This is a genomic window from Pseudomonas sp. P7548 (assembly GCF_013386585.1).
Taxonomy (GTDB): Bacteria; Pseudomonadota; Gammaproteobacteria; order Pseudomonadales; family Pseudomonadaceae; genus Aquipseudomonas.
Genome location: NZ_JACARO010000014.1, coordinates 125,355 through 150,826, shown reverse-complemented (window position 1 = coordinate 150,826; position 25,472 = coordinate 125,355). Strand labels below are relative to the sequence as shown.

The following is a 25,472-nucleotide window of genomic DNA, read 5'->3' as shown; positions in this document are numbered from 1 at the left end:
ATCATTGGACCCATGCATTGCCTGATGCACGCCTACGCTCAGGCTTGAGTACCTACCGGCATCGCAAAGGTGTCGGGTCGCTCACGGTCAAAAATCTCGTTAGCCCAGAGCATGACAATCATCTCTTCTTCGCCGACATTGGTAATGTCGTGGGTCCAGCCGGGAACCGTTTCCACGATCTGAGGCTGTTCGCCTTGAGTGAGCAACTCATAAAACTCACCGGATACAATGTGACGGAAACGGAAGCAGGCTTTGCCTTTGATTACGAGGAACTTTTCAGTTTTGCTATGGTGATAGTGACCACCCCGTGTCACGCCAGGGTGTGCGGTGAAGTAGGAAAATTGCCCACTGTCCCGGGTCTTCAGCATTTCAACGAAAACGCCGCGCGGATCACCGTACTTCGGAACGTCATAAGTGAATTGCTCGACGGGGAGATAGCTGACGTAGGTCGAGTAAAGCGCCCGAACCAGGCCGTTGCCAACGGCTTCGCTGATCAACGTGTCGCGACTGTCACGAAATGCGTGCAACTGATCGGCCAGTTCGCCCACGGAAATGCTGTATACCGGCTCAACCTGAGCAACTGAGTCGCGAGACAGGTTCGAGTCCATGACTCGAACGAAGCAGTCAATCACATCGTCGATGTACACCAGGTTGACCATCGCTTGTCGGTCATTGATCTGGATTGGGAGACCTCGGGTGATGTTGTGGCAAAAAGTCGCCACCGCCGAGTTGTAATCTGGCCGGGCCCACTTGCCAAACACATTCGGCAGGCGCAAAACATGAACCCTGGAGCCGTGACTGACTTGCAGATCGTGTAATGCCTGTTCAGCAGCCAGCTTGCTGAGCCCGTAGGGATTGTCCCGATCAGCCTGGGTCGATGAGGTGTAAAGCACTGGCGTTGGTTTACCACTTGCCTTGATGGCCTCACATAGGGCCAAGGTCAAGTCAGTGTTACCCGCCTTGAATTCATCGGACGACTGCGGCCTATTAACGCCAGCGAGGTGGAAAACAAAGTCGACACCGGCAACCAAAGCGGGCAATTGGGCAGTGCTGTTATCGCGAGTAAAGACGGTAACCTTGACATCACTGCGCTCACTTAAATGCGCGATCAGGTTCTTGCCTACAAAACCGTTGGCGCCCGTGATCAGTACCTTCATCGATTACTCCTCCGGCGTAGCAAGTTCGCCACGCTGGATCGCTTGCATGAATTCAAGCTTGAGCAGAAGCCGTTGCATGCCGGCCACATCCAACCTTTCAGTGTTATGGGAATTGTAATCTTCCGTGCGGGAGATCTTTTCTTCGCCTTGCTCTACAAATTTTGAGTAGTTCAAGTCACGTAAATCAGGAGGAATGCGGTAGTAATCGCCCTTGTCTTCAGCGCAGGCCATTTCTTCACGACTCAACAAAGCTTCAAATAGCTTTTCGCCATGGCGCGTACCAATCACCTGAATCGGGTGTTCAGGCTTACCAACCATTGCAGTCAAGGCTTTGGCCAGTGTTTCGACGGTCGCAGCAGGCGCCTTCTGAACAAAAAGATCACCATTGCGACCGTGCTCGAAGGCGTACAACACCAAGTCTACAGCGTCAGCCAACGTCATCATGAAGCGGGTCATACTCGGGTCGGTCAACGTCAAAGCGTTACCCGCACGAATCTGCTCAATGAACAGAGGAATTACAGAACCTCGTGACGCCATGACGTTGCCGTAACGGGTCCCACAGATAACCGTCTTTGCATCATCTACATTGCGGGATTTAGCGACCATTACTTTTTCCATCATAGCCTTGGAGATACCCATGGCATTGATAGGATAAACAGCTTTGTCGGTGCTAAGACAAACCACACGTTTGACCATGTTCTGGATAGCAGCTTCCAGGACATTTTCGGTGCCAATTACGTTGGTCTTGACCGCTTCCATGGGATGGAACTCGCAGGAAGGCACCTGTTTCAGCGCGGCCGCGTGAAAGATGTAGTCCACACCACGAGTGGCGTTGAGAACACTTTGATAGTCGCGTACGTCGCCAATATAGAATTTCAGCTTGGGGTTGGCGTAGCGCTTTCGCATGTCATCCTGCTTCTTCTCGTCGCGGCTGAAGATGCGGATTTCTGCAATGTTACTGTCGAGGAAGCGCTTGAGAACGGCGTTGCCGAATGAACCGGTACCACCGGTGATAAGAAGCGTTTTTCCGCTGAACATAGTAAGTCCTAAAGCAACGCGCACAGCACGACAAGCTTCTAGTCGGCCACTCACCTCAATGCCTGCTGACTAACAAAGCCAATATGCCGCCCCGGAATGCTCAACGGTAAAGAGGTTCAAGGAAAACGTCGAAGCTCGCTAGCAAACAGCCCGAAAAATAAGCGTTGTGTGGTGCAATTAAAAATGAAGGGCATGGAAAGTGGTGACTATTTTAAGGCCTGCATCCTTAAAGTCAAAAGCCAACACAGATACACGATGCGTAAAAACAGGCCTTAGCGATAATTAAGAGGGTGGGATCAAGGCGAGACCATGCAGAGAAATATCGGCGACCGACCTTGCCCCGACATATCGAATTTTTAGCACGAATAAATGCACGCAGGACTCACAAGGCCAATAAAGGTGGAATCCTAAGCTGGGTACACACCTCGAGCAGTAATTCAGCCTGCCTTTACAACGAAGACAGAAAAGACATCAAACGTAAAACGACCATGCTGCGCGGCGCTCAATCAAAATATTCGCCCTGCGCAGAAGGATCAGGCTTTCTCGCGTCGCCTCTTAAAGCCCACCACCACACCCAACACAGGACCAATGATCATCCCCACGAACAACGCCAAAATCGTAAAAACCGATACAGGCAATTCGGCGGTGGACCAACTGAAAAATGACAAGGTCGTACGCTGCTGGTTCTCCAGCACAAAGAACACCACAACGAGTACGCAGAACAAAACAGATACAACCGACGCAAAGCGCATGGCTCTAGACATAACGTTCTCCAGAAGGTCAGTCAGACCCCCTCTTCTTCATCTTCATTTACGCGATCCCGCAGTTCCTTGCCCGGTTTGAAATGAGGCACAAATTTTCCGTCAAGGCTAACCGACTGGCCGGTTTTTGGATTACGACCTACTCGCGGTGCGCGGTAGTGCAACGAAAAACTTCCAAACCCGCGGATCTCGATCCGATCACCAGTCGCCAGGCACTGGGACATTTGCTCAAGCATAGTCTTGATAGCCAGCTCCACATCTTTGGATGAGAGCAGCCCTTGATGGGTGACAATTCGTTCGATCAACTCCGACTTCGTCATATTTTTCCCTTCTTTTTCAAGCAGCTAGGAAAAGCGCTTCGAAGGTTTTAGCATGACTTGATGAATTTGAACAGCCCATACGCCAACTTATCTGCATGATCAATTCATACCAATAAAACGCGCCTTCCATGCTCAATTACACATCACCAGCATCGTCCGAGTCACCGCACCCGCAGGATTCCAGCCAAACAGGTAGTCACCCTCTTCATCCTTGGCATCACTGGACCTGGTAATGACCTTGTAGCCCTGCTGCTTGCACTCACGGGCCGCACGCTTTTCGCACTTGTCCCAGCCGGAACCCAGCCCCGAACAGTCGATCTCGATACCGCTGACGCCGTGCCTGGCGTGAGTCTTGGCACTGGTGGCCGAACACCCTGCCAGCATTACCACGGCGAATACAACTATAAGCCTATTCATTCAAATCCTTATTGAATCAGCGACACAAGAGCGGTTTCTTCAAAGACTATAGTTAGATCTGACCCCGCTCGATAGCCCAAGGTTCTCGGGCGATGATTCAACAAATTTCAGGCATAAAAAAGGGCGACCGAAGTCGCCCTTTTTTACAGCTTTACAGAACTTAGTTCTGCTTAGCCATTGCTTCGCGCAGCAGGGAGGCCATGGTGGTCTCGCCTTGTGCAGCTTCCGGAGCCGATTTCAGGCTCTGGATAGCTTCTTTCTCTTCAACTTCGTCTTTCGACTTGATGGAGAGTTGGATTACGCGGCTCTTACGATCAACGCTGATGATCTTGGCTTCTACTTCCTGGCCTTCTTTCAGAACGTTGCGCGCGTCTTCAACGCGGTCACGGCTGATTTCGGAGGCTTTCAGAGTCGCTTCGATATCGTCGGCCAGAACGATGATGGCGCCTTTGGCGTCAACTTCTTTCACAGTGCCTTTAACGATTGCGCCTTTGTCGTTCTCTTGAACGTACTCGGAGAACGGATCGCTTTCCAGTTGCTTGATACCCAGGGAGATGCGCTCGCGCTCTGGGTCAACCGACAGGATAACGGTGTCCAGCTCGTCGCCCTTCTTGAAACGACGAACAGCTTCTTCGCCCACTTCGTTCCAGGAGATGTCGGACAGGTGAACCAGGCCGTCGATGCCGCCGTCCAGACCAATGAAGATACCGAAATCGGTGATCGACTTGATGGTGCCGGAGATTTTATCGCCCTTGTTGAACTGGCCAGAGAAATCTTCCCATGGGTTAGATTTGCACTGCTTGATGCCCAGGGAGATACGACGACGCTCTTCGTCGATGTCCAGAACCATAACTTCCACTTCGTCGCCGACTTGTACGACTTTCGAAGGGTGGATGTTCTTGTTGGTCCAGTCCATTTCGGAAACGTGTACCAGGCCTTCAACGCCTTCTTCCAGCTCAGCGAAGCAGCCGTAGTCGGTCAGGTTGGTAACACGCGCGGTTACGCGAGTGCTTTCTGGGTAACGGGCTTTGATAGCAACCCATGGATCTTCACCCAGTTGCTTCAGGCCCAGGGAAACACGGTTGCGCTCGCGATCGTATTTCAGAACCTTGACATCGATCTCGTCGCCAACATTGACGATTTCGGAAGGATGCTTGATGCGCTTCCAAGCCATGTCGGTAATGTGCAGCAAGCCATCCACGCCACCCAGGTCGACGAATGCGCCGTAGTCGGTGAGGTTTTTGACGATACCTTTGACTTGCTGACCTTCCTGCAGGGATTCCAGCAGAGCTTCACGCTCGGCGGAGTTCTCTGCTTCCAGGACGCTGCGACGGGAAACGACAACGTTGTTGCGTTTCTGGTCGAGTTTGATGACCTTGAATTCGAGTTCTTTGCCTTCCAGGTGCGTGGTGTCGCGCACAGGACGAACGTCGACCAAAGAACCTGGCAGGAACGCACGGATGCCGTTAACGTCGACAGTGAAGCCGCCTTTAACCTTACCGTTGATAACGCCCTTGACCACTTCTTCAGCTGCGAAGGCTGCTTCGAGAACAATCCAGCATTCAGCGCGCTTGGCTTTTTCACGGGACAGCTTGGTTTCACCGAAACCGTCTTCAACCGAGTCCAGAGCAACGTGAACTTCGTCACCGACATTGATTGTCAGATCACCAGCATCGTTGTAGAACTGTTCCAGCGGGATCAGAGCTTCAGACTTCAGACCAGCGTGAACGGTTACCCAGCGAGCTTGGTAATCGATATCAACGATAACACCGGTGATGATGGAGCCTGCCTGAAGGTTCAGGGTTTTTAGGCTTTCTTCAAAGAGTTCCGCAAAGCTTTCGCTCATTTTAATTCCTGTTGATAAGGGCGAAGAATACGCCCATCTCCACACCCCAGACGGTGTGGGTCAGTTTCAGTTAAAAGAAGCCACCGCAGGACTATGACTGGTCCCCTGCGGCCTTCTTGATCACCCGGCGATATCGCGAATGGCGATTTCGCTCAAGATGCGTTCCAGCACCTGCTCGATGGACAGCTCCGTGGAATCCAGCTGTATGGCATCAGCCGCCGGCTTGAGCGGGGCTACTGCGCGCTGGGTATCACGCTCATCGCGTGCACGGATCTCATCTAGCAGACTCGACAGACTAACACCATCGACTTTGCCCTTCAACTGCAAGTAGCGGCGGCGGGCCCGCTCCTCGGCGCTGGCAGTCAGGAAAATCTTCAGCGGGGCCTCCGGAAACACCACGGTCCCCATATCACGCCCGTCGGCCACCAGCCCTGGCGGCTCCTGGAACGCCCGCTGACGCTGCAGCAGCGCATCGCGTACGGCCGGCAGTGCGGCAACCTGGGAGGCCCAGGAGCCGACTTGCTCATTGCGCAGGTCGTCGGTCACGTCATCCCCTTCCAGGATGATGCGCTGCGGATGACCTTCCGTCGCGCCGACGAACTGCACATCAAGGTGCGCCGCCAGCAGCTTCAGGGATTCTTCGTTGGTCAGGTCGACGCCATGGTTGCGCGCAGCAAACGCCAGCAGGCGATACAGCGCGCCGGAATCCAGCAGGCACCAGCCCAGGCGCTTGGCCAGGATGCCGGCGATCGTGCCTTTGCCCGAGCCGCTTGGCCCGTCGATGGTAATCACCGGTGCTTTGATATTCACAATTGAGCCTCTTGGGCAACACGGATGCCGACTTGGGCACACAGTGTAAGAAAGTTCGGAAAAGACGTAGCAACATTGGCGCAGTCACGGATACGAATCGGCGCCTCTGCCCGCAGGGAAGCCACACTGAATGCCATGGCAATCCGATGATCGCCATGGGCATGGACTTCACCACCGCCCATCAGGCCACCGTCAATGATAATCCCATCAGGGGTCGGTTCACACTTGACCCCTAGCGCCAACAGACCGTCGGCCATCACCTGGATACGATCGGACTCCTTGACGCGCAACTCCTCGGCACCGCGCAGCACGGTGCGCCCTTCTGCACAGGCCGCCGCCACAAACAGCACCGGGAATTCATCGATCGCCAGCGGCACCAGCGCTTCGGGAATCTCGATCCCCTTCAACGCAGCGGCGCGCACGCGCAGGTCAGCTACAGGCTCGCCACCCACTTCACGCGGGTTCTCCAGAGTGATATCCGCGCCCATCAGGCGCAGGATGTCGATCACCCCGGTACGCGTCGGGTTGATGCCGACATGCTCCAGCAACAGCTCGGAGCCCTCGGCAATCGAAGCCGCCACCAGGAAAAACGCCGAAGAGGAAATATCCCCCGGCACTTCGATATGGGTAGCGGTCAGCGCGTGGCCGGACTCTACGGACGCAGTAGCGCCATCCACTGCCACCGGATAACCAAAGCCACGCAACATACGCTCGGTGTGATCACGGGTCGGCGCTGGCTCTGTCACCGAGGTCTTGCCCTCAGCGTACAGCCCTGCCAGCAACACGCAGGATTTGACCTGCGCACTGGCCATCGGCAACGCGTAATTCAGCCCCTTCAGCGCCTGCCCACCTCGAATGGTCAGCGGCGGGCGCCCTTCCGGCCCGGTTTCGATCACTGCACCCATTTCCCGCAGTGGCTTGGCCACGCGACTCATCGGACGCTTGGACAACGACGCGTCGCCGGTCAGCACGCTGTCGAAGCTCTGCGCCGCCAACAAACCGGACAGCAAACGCATGGACGTACCGGAGTTACCGAGATAGATCGGCCCCGGTGCCGCCTTCAACCCATGCAGGCCCACCCCATGAATAGTCACGCGCCCATGGTGCGGCCCCTCAATCACCACGCCCATGTCGCGAAACGCCTGCAGGGTCGCCAGGGCATCTTCGCCCTCCAGGAAACCTTCGACCTCGGTCACACCCTCAGCCAACGACCCCAGCATGATCGACCGATGGGAGATCGACTTGTCGCCCGGCACCCGGATGCGCCCGCTCAAGCGGCCACCCGGCTCAGCGAGAAAGGTCAACTCATCGGCGTTCACTGCAGTTTCCATGTAGGCCCGGCGTGCCAGGATCTTGCTGAAATGCTCACGCGCCACCCGCGCACGGGTGAACACGCCCAACAACTGATGACCATCCCCGGCATCCACCGCGTCGCGCAAGGCGTCGAGGTCACTGCGGAAGGTGTCCAGGGTGCGCAACACCGCCTCACGATTGGCAAGGAAGATGTCGTGCCACATCACCGGATCGCTGCCGGCAATCCGCGTGAAATCGCGAAAGCCACCGGCGGCGTAACGGAAAATCTCCAGGTTTTCGTTGCGCTTGGCCAACGAGTCCACCAAGCCAAATGCCAGCAGGTGCGGCAGATGACTGGTCGCCGCCAGCACTTCGTCGTGACGCTCGACCTGCATGTGCTCGACATCCGCGCCCAACTCACGCCACAGGCGATCCACCACCGCCAGCGCAGCCGGATCGGTCTGTTCCAGCGGTGTCAGGATCACTTTGTGACGGCGGAACAGCTGCGCATTGGACGCCTCCACCCCACTTTGCTCGGAACCGGCAATCGGATGCCCCGGCACGAAACGCGTCGGCATACCGCCAAAGGCCAGCTGCGCGGCGCGCACCACATTGCCCTTGGCACTCCCGACATCCGTGAGGATCGCCTGGCCGAGGTCCATGCCTGCCAACAACGCCAGCAACTTCTCCATGGCCAGGATCGGCACAGCGAGCTGGATCACATCAGCGCCCTGGCACGCGAGCGCCAGGTCTGCCTCACAGCGATCCACCACGCCCAACTCAACCGCCAATTTGCGCGATTGCGGGTCCAGGTCCACACCGACCACTTCGCGGCACAGCCCGCTTTCACGCAGGCCCTTGGCGAAGGAGCCGCCGATCAACCCCAGGCCGACCACCACCAGGCGACCGATCATAGGCACAGCAGGTTGCAATGCAGTGACATCAACCACGAGCCAGAACCTTGGCCAGCGCCTCCAGGAAGCGGGCATTTTCCGCCGGCAGACCGATGGTGATACGCAGGTGGTTCGGCATGCCATAGTTGGCGGTCGGGCGCACGATCACGCCTTCACGCAGCAAGCCCTGGAATACCGGAGCCGCCACTTGGCCGAGGTCGACGCAGATGAAGTTGCCTTTGGACGGAATCCAGCCCAGGCCCAACTCACGGAAGCCGTCCTGCAACTGCAGCATGCCGGTTTCGTTGAGGCGACGCCCCTCTTCCAGGTACTCGGCATCCTTCACCGCCGCACAGGCCGCCGCCAGGGCGAGGCTGTTGACGTTGAACGGTTGGCGCACACGATTCAGCACATCGGCAACCACGGCCGTGGACAGGCCGTAGCCCACCCGCAGCGATGCCAGGCCGTAAGCCTTGGAGAACGTGCGCGACACCAGCAGGTTCGGGTAGGACGCCAGGAAGTCCAGGCCGTCCGGCAGGTCGCTGCCTTCGGCGTACTCGATGTAAGCCTCGTCCAGCACCACCAGCACGTGCTCAGGCACGTCCTGCAGGAAGTCGTCCAATGCCTGGACGTCGAACCAGGTGCCGGTCGGGTTGTTCGGGTTGGCGATGAACACCACGCGGGTTTTCGCGTCTATCGCCGCCAGCATGGCCGGCAGGTCATGCCCCCAATCCTTGGCTGGAACTACCTTTGCGTCGGCACCCACGGCTTGGGTCACGATCGGATAAACCGCGAACGCGTGCTCGCTGAACACCGCATTCAAGCCCGGGGCCAGGTAAGCACGGCCGACCAGCTCAAGAATGTCGTTTGAACCGTTACCCAGGGTGACCTGGTTCAGCTCGACCCGGCACTTTTCAGCCAGCAGGGTCTTGAGCGCAAAGCCATTGCCATCCGGATAACGGGTCAGCTCGGCCAGCTCTTCACGGATCGCTGCCAGCACTTTGGGGCTTGGACCCAGCGGGTTTTCATTACTGGCCAGCTTGACGATATTCGCCGGATCCAGGTTCAACTCACGCGCCAACTCGTCCACAGGCTTGCCCGGGACGTAAGGCGACAGTTGTTGCACGCCCGGCTGAGCCAGGGCGAGGAAGTTGCCACTCATGTTAAAGCCTCACAAAACCGCTTTCGGGTAAGAGCCCAGCACCTTGAGTGCCACGGCTTCCTGACTGATTTTCTCCAGCACACCCTTGACCAGTGGGTCGCGGTGATGGCCGATGAAGTCGATAAAGAACACGTAAGTCCATTTACCGCTGCGCGAAGGACGAGTCTCGATGCGCGTCAGGTCAATCCCGTTATCGTGGAACGGCACCAGCAGCTCATGCAGCGCGCCGGGCTTGTTGCTCATGGAGACGATGATGGAGGTCTTGTCGTCGCCGGTCGGCGGCACTTCCTGGCTGCCGATCATCAGGAAGCGCGTGGAGTTGTCCGGGCGGTCCTCGATCTTTTCAGCCAGGCGCGTCAGGCCGTACAGGCCCGCCGCCATATCACCGGCGATCGCCGCCGAATTCCACTCACCCTTGACCCGCTTGGCCGCTTCGGCGTTGCTGGACACCGCCACGCGCTCGACATTCGGGTAATGCGCATCCAGCCACTTGCGGCACTGGGCCAGGGACTGGGCGTGGGAGTAGATGCGGCTGATGCTGTCGGTCTTGGTGTTCTCGCCCACCAGCAGGTGGTGGTGGATACGCAGCTCAACCTCACCGCAGATCACCATGTCGTGCTCAAGGAAGCTGTCGAGGGTGTGGTTCACCGCGCCTTCGGTGGAGTTCTCCACCGGCACCACGCCAAAGTTCACCGCACCGGCCGCCACTTCGCGGAACACTTCATCAATCGCCGCCATTGGCTTGCTGATCACCGCGTGACCGAAGTGCTTCATGGCCGCCGCTTGAGTGAAGGTGCCTTCCGGGCCCAGGTAAGCCACTTTCAGCGGCTGCTCCAGGGCCAGGCACGAGGACATGATTTCGCGGAACAACCGCGCCATCTCTTCGTTACCCAGCGGGCCTTTGTTGCGCTCCATCACACGCTTGAGCACCTGCGCTTCACGCTCGGGACGGTAGAACACCGGCACCTCGCCTTCGGCCAGGGACGCCATCTTCACCCGCGCCACTTCCTGGGCACACCGCGCGCGCTCACTGATCAGTTCCAGGACTTTCTCGTCCAGGCTGTCAATGCGTACGCGCAGGGCCTTGAGTTCTTGCTCAGACATTAGCCGTGTTCCTTTTCGAACTCTGCCATATAGGCAACCAGCGCATTGATGGCGTGGATGTCGACGGCGTTGTAGATAGAGGCGCGCATGCCACCGACCGAACGGTGACCCTTCAGGTTCAGCAGGCCGCGCGCGTCGGCACCGGCCAGGAATGGCTTGTCCAGGCGGTCGTCAGCCAGGCGGAACGGCACGTTCATCCACGAGCGATCAGTCAGGTTGATCGGGTTGCTGTACAGGCCGCTGGCGTCGATGAAGTCGTACAGGACGCGCTTCTTCTCTTCGTTCAACTTGCCCATGGCAGCGACACCGCCCTGCTCTTTCAGCCACTCGAACACCAGGCCGGACAGGTACCAGGCGAAGGCCGGCGGAGTGTTGTACATCGAGCCGTTATCGGCGGCGACCTTGTAGTTGAGCATGGTCGGGCACAGCGAGCGCGCGCGACCCAGCAGGTCTTCACGGATGATGTTGACCAGGATACCGCTCGGGCCGATGTTCTTCTGGGCTCCGGCGTAGATCATGCCGTACTTCGACACGTCGATCGGGCGCGAAAGGATGTCCGAAGACATGTCGCACACCAGCGGCACGTCGCCGACTTCCGGCACCCAGTCGAACTCCAGGCCGCCGATGGTTTCGTTCGCCACATAGTGAACATAGGAAGCGTTTTTCGACAGCTTCCACTCGTTCTGGCCCGGGATCGCGAAGTAGTCGTAAGGCTTGGCGGTGCCTGCCACGTTGACGTTGCCGTAGCGGGAGGCCTCTTCAATGGCCTTCTGGCCCCAGATACCGGTGTCGATGTAGTCAGCAGTGCCGTCTTCCGGCAGCAGGTTCAGCGGGATCTGGGCGAACTGCTGGCTGGCGCCGCCTTGCAGGAACAGCACTTTGTAGTTCGATGGAATGTCCAGCAAGTCGCGCAGATCCTGCTCGGCCTTGGTGGCGATTGATACAAACTCATCGCTGCGATGGCTCATTTCCATCACGGAGAGGCCTTTTCCATGCCAGTCGAGGAGTTCACCCTGCGCACGCTGCAGGACTGCTTCAGGAAGCGCCGCGGGACCGGCACAGAAGTTATAGGCTCTCTTGCTCACATCCAATCTCACTCTGATCTGGTGGGGCTGCAATCATGTTCGGCAACACGCTCTTATTGGAGCGGACCGTTGTGGGAGCTGGCTTGCCTGCGATGCAGGCACCTCGGTATTTCAGTGATACCGCGGTGATGCCATCGCAGGCAAGCCAGCTCCCACATGTTTCAAAGGGGACAAACAACAAGGGGGCGAATCTTCATCCGCCCCCTGTGTGTCCGCTTATTCCTGCGGTTCTTCTTCGTCTGCGGCAGCATCGAGGGTTGGCTCGTCGACGTTGTCATCGCCTGCTGCGATCACCTCGCCATCGAATACCGCACCTTCTTCCCCTTCCAGCTCCTCGCCTTCGACTTCCGATGGCTCCTGGACACGCTCCAGGCCTACCAACGTCTCGTCGCTGGCCAGCTTGATCAGCGTCACGCCCTGGGTGTTACGGCCCAGGCTCGACACTTCAGCCACACGGGTACGCACCAAGGTGCCCTGGTCGGAAATCAGCATGATCTCCTCGCCATCGAGCACCTGCACTGCGCCGACCAGACGGCCGTTGCGGTCGTTGCTGACCATGGCGATCACGCCCTGGCCGCCACGCTTGTACTCCGGGAACTCACTGATGGCGGTACGCTTGCCATAACCACGCGCCGAAGCGGTGAGGATCTGGCTGCCTTCTTCCGGGATCAACATCGAAATCAGCTTCTGCCCTTCTGGCAGGCGCATGCCGCGCACACCGCGGGCGGTACGGCCCATGGCGCGAACGTCGGATTCCTTGAAGCGTGTCACCTTGCCACCGTCGGAGAACAGCATGACTTCACGCTCGCCATCGGTGATGGCAGCCGAAATCAACACGTCGCCTTCGTCCAGCTCCAGGGCGATCAGGCCCACGCTGCGTTGACGGCTGAAGGATTCCAGCGGGGTCTTCTTCACGGTGCCTTTGGCGGTGGCCATGAAGATGAAGTGACCTTCGGTGTATTCCTCGACCGGCAGCATGGTGGTGATGTACTCATCACTGTCCAGCGGCAGCAGGTTGACCAGCGGGCGACCACGGGCGGCACGGGAGGCTTCCGGGATTTCGTAGGTTTTGAGCCAGTACACCTTGCCCTTGCTGGAGAACAGCAGCAGCGTGGTGTGGCTGTTGGCAACCAGCAGGTGAGCGATGTAGTCCTCATCCTTGACGCCAGTAGCCGACTTGCCTTTACCACCACGACGCTGGGCCTGGTACGCCGCCAGCGGCTGGGTCTTGGCGTAACCACCGTGGGAGATGGTCACCACACGCTCTTCTTCCGGGATCATGTCGCCCAGGGTCAGGTCGAGGCGCGCATCGAGGATTTCGGTACGGCGCACGTCGCCGTATTCGGCGCGGATCACTTCCAGTTCTTCGCGGATCACTTCCATCAGGCGCACGGCGCTGCTGAGGATGCGGATCAACTCGCCGATCTGGTTGAGGATCTCCTGGTACTCGGCCAGCAGCTTCTCGTGCTCCAGGCCGGTCAGGCGGTGCAGGCGCAGTTCCAGGATGGCCTGGGCCTGTTCTGGCGACAGGAAGTATTTGCCTTCACGCAGGCCGTATTGCGGGTCCAGGGTCTCCGGACGGCACGAGTCGGCGCCGGCACGTTCAACCATGGCCACCACGGCGCTGGACTCCCAAGGGGTGCTGATCAGCGCTTCCTTGGCTTCCGACGGGGTTGGCGAGGCCTTGATCAGCGCGATCACCGGATCAATGTTCGACAGCGCAACCGCCTGGCCTTCCAGGATATGGCCGCGCTCGCGAGCCTTGCGCAGCTCGAACACGGTACGGCGGGTGACCACTTCGCGACGGTGACGCACGAAGGCTTCCAGCAGATCCTTGAGGTTCAGGATGCGCGGGCGGCCGTCGATCAGGGCAACCACGTTGATACCAAACACGCTTTGCAGCTGGGTCTGGGCGTAGAGGTTGTTGAGGATCACCTCAGGCACTTCGCCACGACGCAGCTCGATCACCACGCGCATACCGTCTTTGTCAGACTCGTCGCGCAGTTCGGTGATGCCTTCGAGCTTCTTCTCTTTAACCAGCTCGGCGATCTTCTCGATCAGGCGCGCCTTGTTCAGCTGGTAAGGGAGTTCGGTGATGACGATCTGCTGGCGGCCACCGACCTTGTCGATGTCTTCGATGATCGAGCGGGCGCGCATGTAAATGCGACCGCGACCGGTGCGGTAGGCTTCGATGATGCCGGCACGACCGTTGATGATCGCGGCGGTCGGGAAGTCCGGACCGGGGATGTATTGCATCAGCTCATCGACGGTCAGCTCGGGGTTGTCGATGAGGGCCAGGCAACCGTCGATGACTTCACCGAGGTTGTGTGGCGGGATGTTGGTGGCCATGCCCACGGCAATACCGCTGGAGCCGTTGACCAGCAGGTTGGGAATCTTGGTTGGCATGACGGCCGGGATCATTTCGGTGCCGTCGTAGTTCGGCACCCAGTCCACGGTTTCTTTGTGCAGGTCGGCCAGCAGCTCGTGCGCCAGCTTGGTCATGCGCACTTCGGTGTATCGCATGGCCGCGGCGTTGTCGCCGTCGACCGAACCGAAGTTGCCCTGGCCGTCTACCAGCAGGTAGCGCAGGGAAAACGGCTGGGCCATCCGAACGATGGTGTCGTACACCGCAGTGTCGCCGTGAGGGTGATACTTACCGATCACGTCACCGACAACACGGGCAGATTTCTTGTACGGCTTGTTCCAGTCGTTACCCAGCTCGCTCATCGCGAACAGCACACGCCGGTGCACGGGCTTCAAGCCATCGCGCGCATCAGGCAGTGCCCGACCGACAATTACGCTCATCGCGTAGTCGAGGTAGGACTGTTTCAGCTCGTCTTCGATATTGACCGGGAGGATTTCTTTGGCCAGTTCGCCCATGAGAAGCCTGATTCCTTTTTCGGGTGAAACCTCGTCACATCCATATGGGACGAACGAAGCTCGCCGCTGCCGGCAAGTGCCTGACAACGACTTACGACAAATCAACGAGTTATGACACGGATCTGCACGTTATAGGCAGCCCCTCGGGGCAACCCTGGAAACCGCCGGATGTTATCACAATCGCCGCCACGCACCTATCCCCCTGATGCGCATGGAGCATAGTTAGTTGACGGATGACAGGCTTGAGGGGGACGAGAGGGGCTCAGAGCTGGATGGGTGGTGTTTTTTAGGGTTGGATCCAGGGGTTTTGTTGAGTGAAAGGGCCATTCGCGAGCAAGCCCGCTCCCACATTTTGAAAGTGTTCACAAATCAAATGTGGGAGCGGGCTTGCTCGCGAATGCAATCCAACAGGCACCAATGCCCTCAATGCAACCGCTTACGGCACATCAACTTCGCCAGTTTGGCCGTATCCGGCCGCTCAACAATGCCCTTTTCCGTCACGATCACATCAATCAAGTCAGCCGGCGTCACATCAAACACCGGATTGAATGCCTCACCCCCCAGTCGCTGCCCGATAATGTCCAGCAACTCCCCCGAATCCCGCTCTTCCAGCGCAACGTCATCGCCAGTGGCGATCATCAGGTCCAGCGTGGAGCTCGGCGCCACCACCATGAAGCGCACGCCGTGGTGCATGGCGCACACCGCCAGCTGGTAGGTGCCGATCTTGCTGATCACATCACCATTGGCCGCGATGCAATCAGCGCCGACGATCACCCAGGTCACGCCCTTGGTCTTGAGGATATGCGCGCCGGCCGAGTCAGCGTTCACCGTCACCGGGATGCCCTCGCCCGCCAGCTCCCACGCCGTCAGCCGCGAACCTTGCAGCCACGGACGGGTCTCGTTGGCGTACACCTGTTCGACCATGCCTTCCAGGTAAGCCGCGCGAATCACCCCGAGCGCCGTCCCCACACCACCGGTCGCCAGGGCACCGGCGTTGCCGTGGGTGAGGATCGCCTGGGCATTGCCCTGGTGCTTGCGGATCAACTCGACGCCCAATTGAGCCATGGTCAGGTTGGCTTCCCGATCACTTTCATGAATCGCGATGGCCTCGGCTTCCAACACCGCCAGCGGGTCGGCGTGCTTTTTGACCCGGTCCAGGCGGTCGCGCATGCGCTTCAACGCCCAGAACAGGTTCGATGCGGTCGGCCGGGCATCAGCCAACAGTGCGTAGTCTTCTTCCCAGGCAGCCTGCCAGTCGCCGCCCTCGGCGATCCGCTCGCGGGCAGCGAGCACCAGGCCATAGGCGGCGCTGATGCCGATAGCCGGTGCACCACGCACCACCATCGTGCGAATGGCCGCCGCCACCTCGTCGGCCGAGATGCAGATCACCCAGCGCTCAACGGCCGGCAAGGCACGCTGATCGAGCAGGTGCAGTGCGCCATCACGCCAATCGATGGCCTTCACCCTCTCCGCAGCCAACAGTCGATCGCGCATCCCTTACCCCGCACTCATGAACAAAGCCGCCGATTATAGCGATCCGCCAGCGGAGACGCTCGGGTATACTTCGCCCTTCTTTTATAGCTGCCTGGGAAGAAGCCTGCGATGACCGCCACTGCTGCCCCGCTTGACTTGGTATTGCTGCCGACCTGGCTGGTGCCCGTCGAACCTGCCGGCGTGGTGCTCAAGGAGCATGCCCTCGGCATCCGGGACGGGCGCATTGCCTTTATCGGGCCACGGGCCGCAGCGTTGAAGCTTAAAGCCACGGAGGTGCGCGAACTGCCGGGCATGCTGCTCAGCCCGGGCCTGGTCAACGCCCACGGCCACGCGGCGATGAGCCTGTTTCGCGGCCTGGCCGATGACCTGCCACTGATGACCTGGCTCGAAAAGCACATCTGGCCCGCCGAGGCCAAATGGGTCGACGAAGCCTTCGTGCGCGACGGCACCGACCTGGCCATCGCCGAACAGCTCAAGGGCGGCATCACCTGCTTCTCCGACATGTACTTCTTCCCCAAGGTTGCCAGCGACTGCGTGCACAACAGCGGCATCCGTGCACAGATTGCATTCCCGATCCTCGATTTCCCGATCCCGGGCGCCAGCACCGCCGATGAGGCCATTCGCCAGGGTGTCGAGCTGTTCGGCGACCTCAAGCATCACCCGCGCATCAAAATCGTGTTCGGCCCCCATGCCCCGTACACCGTGTGCGATGAGAACCTGGAAAAAATCCGGGTCATGGCCGAAGAGCTGGACGCGTCGATCCATATGCACGTTCACGAAACCGCCTTCGAAGTGCAGCAAGCTGTCGAACAGACCGGCGAGCGCCCACTGGCACGCCTGGGTCGGCTCGGCCTGCTCGGCCCACGCTTCCAGGCCGTTCACATGACCCAAATCAGCGAGGACGACCTGGCTTTGCTGGTAGAAAGCAACACCAGCATCATCCATTGCCCGGAATCGAACCTGAAACTGGCCAGCGGCTTTTGCCCGGTGGAGCGTCTGTGGCAGGCTGGCGTCAATGTGGCCATCGGCACGGACGGCGCAGCCAGCAACAATGACCTGGACTTGCTGGGCGAAACCCGTACAGCCGCGATGCTGGCCAAGGCCGTCGCCGGTTCGGCCACCGCCCTGGATGCCCATCGCGCCCTGCGCATGGCTACCCTCAACGGCGCCCGGGCCATGGGCCTGGAAAGCGAGATCGGTTCGCTGGAAGTGGGCAAGGCCGCCGACATCGTCGCCTTCGACCTGTCGGGGCTGGCGCAACAACCGATCTACGATCCGGTCTCACAGCTTATATATGCCACCGGACGCGATTGCGTGAAACACCTTTGGGTCGCCGGCAAGCAGTTGCTCGACGACCGGCAATTGACCCGCATGGATGAACAACAGTTGACCGCCACGGCCATCGCCTGGGGCCAACGCATCAGCGGGCACACCGAATAACGAAGGTTTTGAACCCACGGGTTCAGGACTGACCAAACGATTTATCAGGTTTAGAGGATTCACCATGAGCAACGTCGACCACGCCGAAATCGCCAAATTCGAAGCCCTGGCCCACCGCTGGTGGGACCGCGAGAGCGAGTTCAAGCCGCTGCACGACATCAACCCGCTGCGGGTCAACTGGATTGACGAACGCGTCAACCTGGCCGGCAAGAAGGTACTGGACGTCGGTTGCGGCGGCGGCATCCTCAGCGAAGCCATGGCCCAGCGCGGCGCCACCGTCATGGGCATCGACATGGGCGAAGCGCCGCTGGCCGTGGCCCAGCTGCACCAGCTGGAATCCGGCGTGAGCGTCGAATACCGCCAGATCACCGCCGAAGCCCTGGCCGAAGAAATGCCCGAGCAGTTCGACGTGGTCACCTGCCTGGAGATGCTCGAACACGTACCGGACCCGTCCTCGGTGATCCGCGCCTGCTTCCGCATGGTCAAGCCAGGTGGCCAGGTGTTCTTCTCCACCATCAACCGCAACCCCAAGGCCTACCTGTTCGCGATCATCGGCGCCGAATACATCATGAAGCTGCTGCCGCGCGGCACCCATGACTTCAAGAAATTCATCCGCCCTTCCGAGCTGGGAGCCTGGAGCCGCCAGGCCGGCCTGACCGTCAAGGACATCATCGGCCTGACCTACAACCCGCTGACCAAGCACTACAAGCTGGCCAACGATGTGGACGTCAACTACATGATCCAGACCCTGCGCGAGGAGTGAGCCTGTGAAGTTGCGAGCCGTACTCTTCGACATGGATGGCACCCTGCTGGACACCGCGCCGGACTTTATCGCCATCTGCCAGGCCATGCGCACCGACCGTGGCCTTGAGCCGATCAACCCGCAGCATATCCGCGATGAAATTTCCGGTGGTGCACGGGCGATGGTTGCCGTGACCTTCTCGATGGACCCCGAATCCCCAGGCTTTGAAGACCTGCGCCAGGAGTTCCTGGAGCGCTACCTCAAGGGCTGCGCGATCCACAGCAAGCTGTTCGACGGCATGGCCGAGCTGCTGGAAGACATCGAGAAGTCCAAGCTGGTGTGGGGCGTGGTCACCAACAAGCCGCTGCGTTTTGCCGAACCGATCATGCAGCAACTGGGCCTGGCCGAGCGCTCGGCGCTGCTGATCTGCCCGGACCATGTGAAAAACAGCAAGCCGGACCCGGAGCCGCTGATTTTGGCGTGCAAGATGCTCGACCTGGACCCGGCCAGCGTGCTGTTCGTGGGCGACGACCTGCGCGATATCGAATCCGGCCGCGACGCTGGCACGCGCACCGCTGCGGTCACCTTTGGCTACATCCACCCGGACGACAACCCGCGCAACTGGGGTGCTGACGTGGTGGTGGACCACCCGCTGGAACTGCGCAAGGTGCTGGATAACGCACTGTGCAGTTGCTGATTGTTAACCGAATCTACTGACCAATGAAGTTCCAAATGTGGGAGCGGGCTTGCTCGCGAATGCGGTCTACCAGGAGCAAATTTTCTGCCTGATACTCCGCATTCGCGAGCAAGCCCGCTCCCACAGGGGATCACGTTGCTTTCAAGTTTGGTGTCTGCAACCTGCTGAACTTTTGCCGAGGATGCTTATGTTTGATTACTCCGCACGCCCAGAACTGCTCAAAGGCCGGGTGATCCTGGTGACCGGTGCCGGTCGCGGGATCGGCGCGGCCGCCGCGAAAACCTACGCCGCCCACGGCGCCACCGTGCTGCTGCTGGGCAAGACCGAAGCCAACCTGGCCCAGGTGTACGACGAAATCGAAGCCGCAGGCCAGCCTCAGCCGGTGGTGATCCCGTTCAACCTGGAAACCGCCCTGCCCCATCAATACGATGAGCTGGCCGCGATGATCGAAAAGGAGTTCGGCCACCTCGACGGCCTGCTGCATAACGCCTCGATCATCGGCCCGCGCACGCCGATCGAGCAGTTGTCCGGTGAGAATTTCATGCGGGTGATGCAGGTGAACGTCAACGCGATGTTCATGCTGACCAGCACCTTGCTGCCGCTGCTCAAGCTGTCCCAGGATGCTTCGGTGGTGTTCACTTCCAGCAGCGTCGGGCGTAAGGGTCGGGCGTATTGGGGGGCTTACGGGGTGTCGAAGTTTGCCACCGAAGGCCTGATGCAAACCCTGGCAGATGAGCTGGACAAGGTCGCACCGGTACGGGCCAACAGCATCAACCCGGGCGCCACGCGCACCAGCATGCGGGCCCTGGCCTACCCTGGGGAAAACCCAACGGACAACCCGACACCGGAAGAGATCATGCCGGTGTACCTGTACCTGATGGGGCCGGACAGTACCGGCATCAATGGGCAGGCGTTCGACGCGCAATAACAGGTATGCAAGAGAACTAGATGTGGGAGCGGGCTTGCTCGCGAAAGCGGAGTATCAGTCAAAAAATTACTGACTGATGTACCGCTTTCGCGAGCAAGCCCGCTCCCACAGTTGTATGCAGTGCTCTCTGGATCTTAGTTTTTCACCACTTCTTCGAGGGTGAAGCGGCCCAGTGGGTTTTGCAGGAAGTTGCTCACGTTCTTGCGAGAGATGTTGATGTACGGGCTGTAGTACAAGTCGATCCAGTTCACGTCCTGTTTAGCCAACTTCTGCAGTTCGACATACATCTGCTCGCGCTTGGCCGGGTCCGCCTCGATCCGCGCCTGCGCCACCAGTGCCTTGACCTTGTCGTTCTTGTAGCGGGTCATGTAGTTCTGGTTGGTGTCGTGGCCCAGCACGAAGGTGGTCTTCTGGTCCGGGTCGAGGATGTCGTTGGTCCAGTACATCACCGAAATATCGTACTCACCGTCCACCAGCATCTGCCAGCTCTGGGTCGGGTCGACCTTTTGCAGGTTGGCTGTCACGCCGACCTTGGCCAGTTGGTCCTTGATGATCACCGCAATCTGCTCGTCGGCTTCGTTACCGGCGTTGACCACGTAGTTGAGCTTCAAGTCCTTGGCACCGGCCTGCTCCAGCAGCTTCTTGGCGGCGGTCGGGTCGTACGGACGCTGCAGGTTGTTGGCGTAGTGGTACAGCGAGCCCTTTGGAATGTAGGAATACGCCACGGTGCCCTGACCGTAGGTGGCGGTCTTGACCAGCGACTGCTTGTCGATGGCCATGTCCAGCGCTTCACGCACTTCCTGCTTGGCCAGTAGACCGTGGGCATGGTTGATCAGCAGGTGATCCTCGCGGGTGGACGGGTCGGCGTGGATGACCACGTTCTTGTCTTTCTTCAGCTCTTCAACGCGGGAGAACGGTACGAAGATCGCCGTGTCCAGCTCGTTGTTCTGCACCATGCGCATGCGCGTGTTGTCGTCGGTGACGGACACCCACTCCACGCCATCCAGGCTCACGTTCTTGGCTTGCCAGAAGTTCGGGTTCTTCTTCAGGATCACACGATCCCCCTTGCGCCATTCATCCACGGTAAACGCGCCGGAGGTCACCGGGTTTTCCGAGTAGGCGTCTTCGCCCATTTTTGTCATGGCTTTTTCCGACAGGATCGACACCGTCGGCGACGCCAGTTGCGAGAGGAAGGCCACAGCCGGAGTCTTCAGCGTAACCACCAGGGTTTTCGGGTCTGACGCCTTGGCCGTATTGATCAGGTTGAACGGATCGGCCCACAGCGACGCCTTGTTGTCGCGGATGCGCAGCAGGCTGAACGCTGCGTCATCGGCGGTGATCGCCGAGCCATCCGAGAACTTCGCATCGCGCAGCTTGAAGGTGTAGGTCAGGCCGTCCTTGGAGATCTCCCAGCTTTCGGCCAGGCCCGGTTCCATCTTCGTGCCCAGGTTGTCGACGCGCACCAAGGTGTCATAGACGTTGGCAAATACCCAGGTGTCGCGGTTTTGCGCGCTTTTGATCGGGTCGAACGTGGTGCTGTCTTCACGGCAACCAATGGTCAGTACGCCAGCGGCTTGCGCCAGCCCGGCAGTGAGGGACCATGCAGTCAATGTAGCGGCGGCGAGCAATTTCAAATGGCGCGATTGCATATCACAACTCCTTGTTAATGAATGGCAGAGGGTTAGAGCAACGGTTCTTCAAGCACGCAACTGTACCGATGCTCGTGCAGGAAATGGGTAGGCGGCAACACGACGGAACACATGGCCCGGGCATGCCGGCAACGGGGGTGGAAGGCGCAGCCTGTGGGCAAATTCAGCGGGCTGGGTGGCTCACCTGGCAAGGGTTCGGCAGGCAACGGCCGATGCGGATCGATCTCGGGAATCGCCTCGATCAACGCGGCGGTATACGGATGACGCGGCGCCGTGAACACCGCCTCCACCGGCCCTTCCTCGACGATCTTGCCCAGATACATCACCGCCACGCGGTCGCACAAACGCCGCACGATGGCCAGGTCGTGGGCGATGAACAGGATCGCCAGGTTCATGCGCTGTTGCAGTTCCAGCAACAGGTTGATGATCTGGCCCTGGATCGACACATCCAGCGCCGCCACGCATTCGTCGGCAATGATCAGGCGCGGCTCCACCGCCAGCGCCCGGGCGATACCCACGCGCTGGCACTGGCCACCACTGAGGGAGCCGGGTTTGCGGCTGGCCAGTTCGGGGCGTAGGCCAACCAGATCAAGCAACTCATTCACGCGTGCGGGGATCTGCTCTGACGCGACCTTGCGTTGCACCCGAAGCACCTCGGCAATGGTTTCACCGATGGTGTGGCGCGGGTTCAGCGCGGCGTACGGGTCCTGGAAGATCATTGCGGTTTCATGGCGCAGGCGGGTGATGTCGATGGCGCTGCCATGGGCCATGTCGATGCCATCAAACAAGACCTGGCCGGCGCTGATGGGGTTGAGGTGCAGGATCGCCCGGCCCAGAGTGCTTTTACCGCTACCGGATTCGCCCACCAGCCCCAGGGTTTCACCCGCCGCCAGGTTCAGCGACACGCCATTGACCGCCCTCACCCACTGCTTGTTCAGGCCGAACACGCCCGTGCCGGACGCGGCAAACTTCACCTCAAGGTCCTTGATCTGCAACAAGCTCATGGCTGGCCTCCGAGGGGATAGTGGCACGCCACTCGCGCACCTTCAGGCAACACGCGGGTACACAACGCGCCGACCTGCGGGCAACGCGGGTTGAACCGACAACCGGCGGGCAATGCGTCCAGCAAGGGGGGCTGTCCGGGGATCGTGCGCAGCAAGGCGTGACCGCTGCTATGGGCAGGCTGGCAGTCGATCAAACCCGCTGTGTACGGATGTTGCGGATGGGCCAGCACCTCGTATTTGCTGCCGTGCTCGCACAGGCGCCCGGCGTACATCACCGCGATGGCGTCACAGGTTTGTGCCACCACGCCCAGGTCATGGGTGATCATGATGATCGACAAGCCGCGCTCGTCACGCAGCGCCAGCAGCAGCCGCAAAATCTGCGCCTGCACGGTGACGTCCAGGGCGGTGGTCGGTTCATCGGCGATCAGCACTTTCGGGTTGCAGCCCAACGCCACTGCGATCATCGCGCGCTGGCGCATGCCGCCGGAAAACTCGTGGGGGTAGTTGTCGACGCGGGCCTGGGGGTCGGGAATACCGACCTGGCGCAGCACCTCGATGGCCTGCCGGCGTGCGTCTTTTTTCGAGGCACCTTGATGCAGCCGGATGCCCTCGGCGATCTGCTCGCCGATGCGCATCAACGGGTCCAGGTGGCTGCTGGGGTTCTGGAAAATCATGCCCAATTGCCCACCGCGTACGGCGCGCATACTGGCATCGTCCAGTTGCAGCAGGTCCTGGCCGGCCAGCCGCACCGCACCGCCTTGCACACGCAGGTTGGGCGACGGCAGCAGGCGCATCAGCCCACGGCAGGCCATGGTCTTGCCCGAGCCGCTCTCGCCCACCAGGCCGAGGATTTCACCTTCGGCCAGGTCGAACGACACGCGCTCCACCAAGGTGACATCACGACCGGCGTTACTGGCGATCACACTGAGGTCGCGCACTTGCAACAGGCTCATGAGCGATCTCCCAACACTTGCGCCACACCGTCGGCCAGCAGGCTGAAACCCATGGCCAGGGTCACGATGGCCACGCCGGGAAAGGTGCAGATCCACCACGCGGTGGTGATGAACGCTTGCCCTTCGGCCACCATGGTGCCCCACTCCGCTGTCGGTGGTTGCACACCCAGGCCCAGGTAGCTGACGGCCGCGCCATTGAGCAGCACCAGCACGGCGTCCGACATGGAAAACACGATCGAGCCAAACATCGCATTGGGCAGCAAATGCCCAAACAGAATGCGCCCATGGCCAAAGCCCAGGCTCTTGGCCGCCAGGGCGAAGTCGCTTTCCTTGAGCACCAGGATCTGCGAGCGAATCAGCCGCGCGTAAGACACCCAGCCCACCAGCGCCATGGCGATGTAGAAGCTCTTCAAGCCCGGCCCGAGGATCGCCATGATCGCCAGCATCAGCACCAGGAAGGGAAAGGCCAGGATCACGTCGATCACGCGCATGCAAAAGCTGTCGAAGCGCCCGCCGATATAACCGGACACCGCGCCGACGAAGGTGCCGATCATGAACGGGAAGATCACGCCGACGATGGCCAATTGCAGGTCGATGCGCGCGCCCCAGATCACCCTCGACAGAATGTCGCGACCGTAGTTATCCGTACCAAATGGATGGGCCAGGCTCGGCCCGAGCAAACTGATGTCCGTGTTCTGTGCTATCGGGTCATAAGGCGCAATCCACGGGGCGAACAGCGCAAGCCCCAGCCACGCCAGCAGAATCAGCAAACCCCACGCGGCCGTCAGGCGGCCATTGCGAAAACCGAAACGCAAGCGCAGGCGCCAGGGCGCAATCAACGGACGGCTGCTCATTGCATTTTCACCCGTGGGTCGAGGGCCACAGTGACCACGTCAGCGATGAAGTTGATCAGCACCGTGGCGCAGGCCAGCACCATGGCCACGCCCTGCACCACCATGTAGTCGCGGGTAAAGATGCCGCGCACCAGCAATTGGCCGATGCCGGGAATGGCGAACAGGCTTTCGATCACCACGGTGCCGCTGATCAGCCAGCCGATATTCACCGCCAGCAGGTTGACCGCGGGCACCAGGGAATTGGGCAGCACATGCCGACGAAACACCGCGGCTTCCGACAACCCACGGGCCCGGGCCGCCGTGACATGGTCGGCCTGCAGCTCCATCAGCATGCTTGCGCGCAAGTTGCGCACCAGCACCGCCGACAGCGCCAGGGCGATGGTCAAGCATGGCAGCACCATGTGGTGGGCCTTGTCGAGCCAGGTGCGACCGTAGCCAGACACCGGAAACAAGCCCCACTGCACACTCAGCAACAAAATCAGCATCAAGCCCAGCCAGAACGCCGGCATGCCCAGGCCGACCGTGGTGAACACGCGGATCAAGTTATCCGCCCAGCCACCTTTATTACGTGCCGCCCAGGTTGCCAGCGGCACTGCGATCAACAGCGCCAGCACCACACTGCCGAGCACCAGCACCAGGGTGGGTTCGATGCGTGTGACGATCAGCTTCAGGGCATCGACCTTGTACAGCAGGGATTGGCCGAGGTCGCCCTTGAGCAGGTTCTTGAGGAAGTAGAAATATTGCAGCCACAACGGCTGATCCAGGCCGTACTGGGCGCGGATCTTCAGCAAGGCGTCCGGCGTGCTGCGCGAGCCCAGCAACGCGCGTGCCGGGTCCCCGGGGATCGAGCGCACCAGCACAAAGGTGATCAGGCTGATGCCAAACAGCACCGGCAGCAATTGCAGCGGTCGGGACAACACAAAACGGTAACGCGCCAGGTTCATC

Annotated in this window: 22 protein-coding genes; 4 read left to right on the top strand and 18 right to left on the bottom strand. The window is 59.8% G+C overall.

Going from position 1 to position 25,472, the window contains the following annotated elements; translation table 11 throughout:
• Positions 1–38 precede the first annotated feature (38 nt).
• The 13 genes from HX803_RS07755 to mtnA all read right to left on the bottom strand — a co-directional run bounded on the left by HX803_RS07755 (position 39) and on the right by mtnA (position 16,260).
• On the bottom strand, positions 39–1,157 hold the full coding sequence (locus HX803_RS07755) for a capsular polysaccharide biosynthesis protein CapF (RefSeq protein WP_178919891.1): 1,119 nt from the start codon (positions 1,155–1,157) through the stop codon (positions 39–41).
• Between the two features lie 3 nt (positions 1,158–1,160).
• Positions 1,161–2,195, bottom strand: coding sequence for a polysaccharide biosynthesis protein (locus HX803_RS07750; protein ID WP_178919890.1), 1,035 nt, complete (start codon positions 2,193–2,195; stop codon positions 1,161–1,163).
• Between the two features lie 533 nt (positions 2,196–2,728).
• Positions 2,729–2,959 (bottom strand): LapA family protein, encoded by a 231-nt coding sequence (locus HX803_RS07745; protein WP_178919889.1) that lies wholly within the window; start codon positions 2,957–2,959, stop codon positions 2,729–2,731.
• 20 nt (positions 2,960–2,979) lie between these two features.
• Positions 2,980–3,276 (bottom strand): integration host factor subunit beta, encoded by a 297-nt coding sequence (gene ihfB, locus HX803_RS07740; protein WP_003218804.1) that lies wholly within the window; start codon positions 3,274–3,276, stop codon positions 2,980–2,982.
• A 132-nt stretch (positions 3,277–3,408) separates the two neighbouring features.
• Positions 3,409–3,693, bottom strand: coding sequence for a hypothetical protein (locus tag HX803_RS07735; RefSeq protein WP_178919888.1), 285 nt, complete (start codon positions 3,691–3,693; stop codon positions 3,409–3,411).
• Positions 3,694–3,853: 160 nt separating this feature from the next.
• The gene (gene rpsA / locus HX803_RS07730; protein WP_016975322.1) at positions 3,854–5,539 is read right to left on the bottom strand and encodes a 30S ribosomal protein S1; all 1,686 of its coding nucleotides are present in this window, start codon (positions 5,537–5,539) and stop codon (positions 3,854–3,856) included.
• Between the two features lie 120 nt (positions 5,540–5,659).
• Positions 5,660–6,349: a (d)CMP kinase gene (cmk, locus tag HX803_RS07725; protein ID WP_003172653.1), complete on the bottom strand. Its 690-nt coding sequence runs from the start codon at positions 6,347–6,349 to the stop codon at positions 5,660–5,662.
• Positions 6,346–8,556 (bottom strand): bifunctional prephenate dehydrogenase/3-phosphoshikimate 1-carboxyvinyltransferase, encoded by a 2,211-nt coding sequence (locus tag HX803_RS07720; protein ID WP_256732828.1) that lies wholly within the window; start codon positions 8,554–8,556, stop codon positions 6,346–6,348. The genes cmk and HX803_RS07720 overlap by 4 nt, the downstream gene beginning before the upstream one ends.
• 28 nt (positions 8,557–8,584) lie before the next feature.
• Positions 8,585–9,697, bottom strand: a complete 1,113-nt coding sequence (hisC, locus tag HX803_RS07715) for a histidinol-phosphate transaminase (RefSeq protein WP_178919886.1) — start codon at positions 9,695–9,697, stop codon at positions 8,585–8,587.
• A gap of 9 nt (positions 9,698–9,706) precedes the next feature.
• On the bottom strand, positions 9,707–10,801 hold the full coding sequence (gene pheA, locus HX803_RS07710; RefSeq protein WP_003172650.1) for a prephenate dehydratase: 1,095 nt from the start codon (positions 10,799–10,801) through the stop codon (positions 9,707–9,709).
• A complete protein-coding gene (serC, locus tag HX803_RS07705) occupies positions 10,801–11,886 on the bottom strand; it encodes a 3-phosphoserine/phosphohydroxythreonine transaminase (RefSeq protein WP_178919885.1) in 1,086 nt (361 codons plus the stop codon). The genes pheA and serC overlap by 1 nt, the downstream gene beginning before the upstream one ends.
• A 216-nt stretch (positions 11,887–12,102) precedes the next feature.
• A complete protein-coding gene (gene gyrA, locus HX803_RS07700) occupies positions 12,103–14,766 on the bottom strand; it encodes a DNA gyrase subunit A (RefSeq protein ID WP_178919884.1) in 2,664 nt (887 codons plus the stop codon).
• Positions 14,767–15,189: 423 nt separating this feature from the next.
• Positions 15,190–16,260 (bottom strand): S-methyl-5-thioribose-1-phosphate isomerase, encoded by a 1,071-nt coding sequence (gene mtnA / locus HX803_RS07695; protein WP_178919883.1) that lies wholly within the window; start codon positions 16,258–16,260, stop codon positions 15,190–15,192.
• Between the two features lie 108 nt (positions 16,261–16,368).
• Here mtnA and HX803_RS07690 point away from each other — a divergent pair, with 108 nt between their 5' ends.
• The 4 genes from HX803_RS07690 to HX803_RS07675 all read left to right on the top strand — a co-directional run bounded on the left by HX803_RS07690 (position 16,369) and on the right by HX803_RS07675 (position 20,067).
• On the top strand, positions 16,369–17,700 hold the full coding sequence (locus HX803_RS07690) for a TRZ/ATZ family hydrolase (protein WP_178919882.1): 1,332 nt from the start codon (positions 16,369–16,371) through the stop codon (positions 17,698–17,700).
• Between the two features lie 64 nt (positions 17,701–17,764).
• Positions 17,765–18,463 (top strand): bifunctional 2-polyprenyl-6-hydroxyphenol methylase/3-demethylubiquinol 3-O-methyltransferase UbiG, encoded by a 699-nt coding sequence (gene ubiG / locus HX803_RS07685; protein WP_003189760.1) that lies wholly within the window; start codon positions 17,765–17,767, stop codon positions 18,461–18,463.
• 4 nt (positions 18,464–18,467) lie between these two features.
• Complete coding sequence (gene mupP, locus HX803_RS07680; RefSeq protein ID WP_178919881.1) at positions 18,468–19,139, top strand: N-acetylmuramic acid 6-phosphate phosphatase MupP; 672 nt, start codon at positions 18,468–18,470, stop codon at positions 19,137–19,139.
• 187 nt (positions 19,140–19,326) lie between these two features.
• Positions 19,327–20,067 carry a YciK family oxidoreductase gene (locus HX803_RS07675; RefSeq protein WP_178919880.1) on the top strand — a complete coding sequence of 247 codons (741 nt, stop codon included), beginning with the start codon at positions 19,327–19,329 and terminating at the stop codon, positions 20,065–20,067.
• Between the two features lie 134 nt (positions 20,068–20,201).
• Here HX803_RS07675 and HX803_RS07670 read toward each other — a convergent pair whose 3' ends face one another.
• The 5 genes from HX803_RS07670 to HX803_RS07650 are packed head-to-tail and all read right to left on the bottom strand — an operon-like array spanning position 20,202 to position 25,471.
• Positions 20,202–21,716, bottom strand: a complete 1,515-nt coding sequence (locus tag HX803_RS07670; RefSeq protein WP_178919879.1) for an ABC transporter substrate-binding protein — start codon at positions 21,714–21,716, stop codon at positions 20,202–20,204.
• Positions 21,717–21,748: 32 nt separating this feature from the next.
• Positions 21,749–22,720, bottom strand: coding sequence for an ABC transporter ATP-binding protein (locus tag HX803_RS07665; RefSeq protein WP_178919878.1), 972 nt, complete (start codon positions 22,718–22,720; stop codon positions 21,749–21,751).
• Positions 22,717–23,673 (bottom strand): ABC transporter ATP-binding protein, encoded by a 957-nt coding sequence (locus HX803_RS07660; RefSeq protein ID WP_178919877.1) that lies wholly within the window; start codon positions 23,671–23,673, stop codon positions 22,717–22,719. Before HX803_RS07660 ends, HX803_RS07665 begins: the two co-directional genes overlap by 4 nt.
• The gene (locus HX803_RS07655) at positions 23,670–24,527 is read right to left on the bottom strand and encodes an ABC transporter permease (protein WP_178919876.1); all 858 of its coding nucleotides are present in this window, start codon (positions 24,525–24,527) and stop codon (positions 23,670–23,672) included. Before HX803_RS07655 ends, HX803_RS07660 begins: the two co-directional genes overlap by 4 nt.
• The gene (locus HX803_RS07650) at positions 24,524–25,471 is read right to left on the bottom strand and encodes an ABC transporter permease (protein ID WP_178919875.1); all 948 of its coding nucleotides are present in this window, start codon (positions 25,469–25,471) and stop codon (positions 24,524–24,526) included. The genes HX803_RS07655 and HX803_RS07650 overlap by 4 nt, the downstream gene beginning before the upstream one ends.
• Position 25,472 lies beyond the last annotated feature (1 nt).

Bases quoted from the DNA above. Each gene is read 5' to 3' on its own strand.
- HX803_RS07745 (WP_178919889.1), bottom strand. From the start codon at position 2,959: ATGTCTAGAGCCATGCGCTTTGCGTCGGTTGTATCTGTTTTGTTCTGC.
- HX803_RS07660 (WP_178919877.1), bottom strand. From the start codon at position 23,673: ATGAGCCTGTTGCAAGTGCGCGACCTCAGTGTGATCGCCAGTAACGCC.
- HX803_RS07670 (WP_178919879.1), bottom strand. From the start codon at position 21,716: ATGCAATCGCGCCATTTGAAATTGCTCGCCGCCGCTACATTGACTGCA.
- mtnA (WP_178919883.1), bottom strand. From the start codon at position 16,260: ATGCGCGATCGACTGTTGGCTGCGGAGAGGGTGAAGGCCATCGATTGG.
- HX803_RS07665 (WP_178919878.1), bottom strand. From the start codon at position 22,720: ATGAGCTTGTTGCAGATCAAGGACCTTGAGGTGAAGTTTGCCGCGTCC.
- HX803_RS07755 (WP_178919891.1), bottom strand. From the start codon at position 1,157: ATGAAGGTACTGATCACGGGCGCCAACGGTTTTGTAGGCAAGAACCTG.
- HX803_RS07655 (WP_178919876.1), bottom strand. From the start codon at position 24,527: ATGAGCAGCCGTCCGTTGATTGCGCCCTGGCGCCTGCGCTTGCGTTTC.
- HX803_RS07720 (WP_256732828.1), bottom strand. From the start codon at position 8,556: ATGATCGGTCGCCTGGTGGTGGTCGGCCTGGGGTTGATCGGCGGCTCC.
- HX803_RS07690 (WP_178919882.1), top strand. From the start codon at position 16,369: ATGACCGCCACTGCTGCCCCGCTTGACTTGGTATTGCTGCCGACCTGG.
- ihfB (WP_003218804.1), bottom strand. From the start codon at position 3,276: ATGACGAAGTCGGAGTTGATCGAACGAATTGTCACCCATCAAGGGCTG.
- hisC (WP_178919886.1), bottom strand. From the start codon at position 9,697: ATGAGTGGCAACTTCCTCGCCCTGGCTCAGCCGGGCGTGCAACAACTG.
- gyrA (WP_178919884.1), bottom strand. From the start codon at position 14,766: ATGGGCGAACTGGCCAAAGAAATCCTCCCGGTCAATATCGAAGACGAG.
- rpsA (WP_016975322.1), bottom strand. From the start codon at position 5,539: ATGAGCGAAAGCTTTGCGGAACTCTTTGAAGAAAGCCTAAAAACCCTG.
- pheA (WP_003172650.1), bottom strand. From the start codon at position 10,801: ATGTCTGAGCAAGAACTCAAGGCCCTGCGCGTACGCATTGACAGCCTG.
- HX803_RS07750 (WP_178919890.1), bottom strand. From the start codon at position 2,195: ATGTTCAGCGGAAAAACGCTTCTTATCACCGGTGGTACCGGTTCATTC.
- HX803_RS07675 (WP_178919880.1), top strand. From the start codon at position 19,327: ATGTTTGATTACTCCGCACGCCCAGAACTGCTCAAAGGCCGGGTGATC.
- HX803_RS07735 (WP_178919888.1), bottom strand. From the start codon at position 3,693: ATGAATAGGCTTATAGTTGTATTCGCCGTGGTAATGCTGGCAGGGTGT.
- ubiG (WP_003189760.1), top strand. From the start codon at position 17,765: ATGAGCAACGTCGACCACGCCGAAATCGCCAAATTCGAAGCCCTGGCC.
- HX803_RS07650 (WP_178919875.1), bottom strand. From the start codon at position 25,471: ATGAACCTGGCGCGTTACCGTTTTGTGTTGTCCCGACCGCTGCAATTG.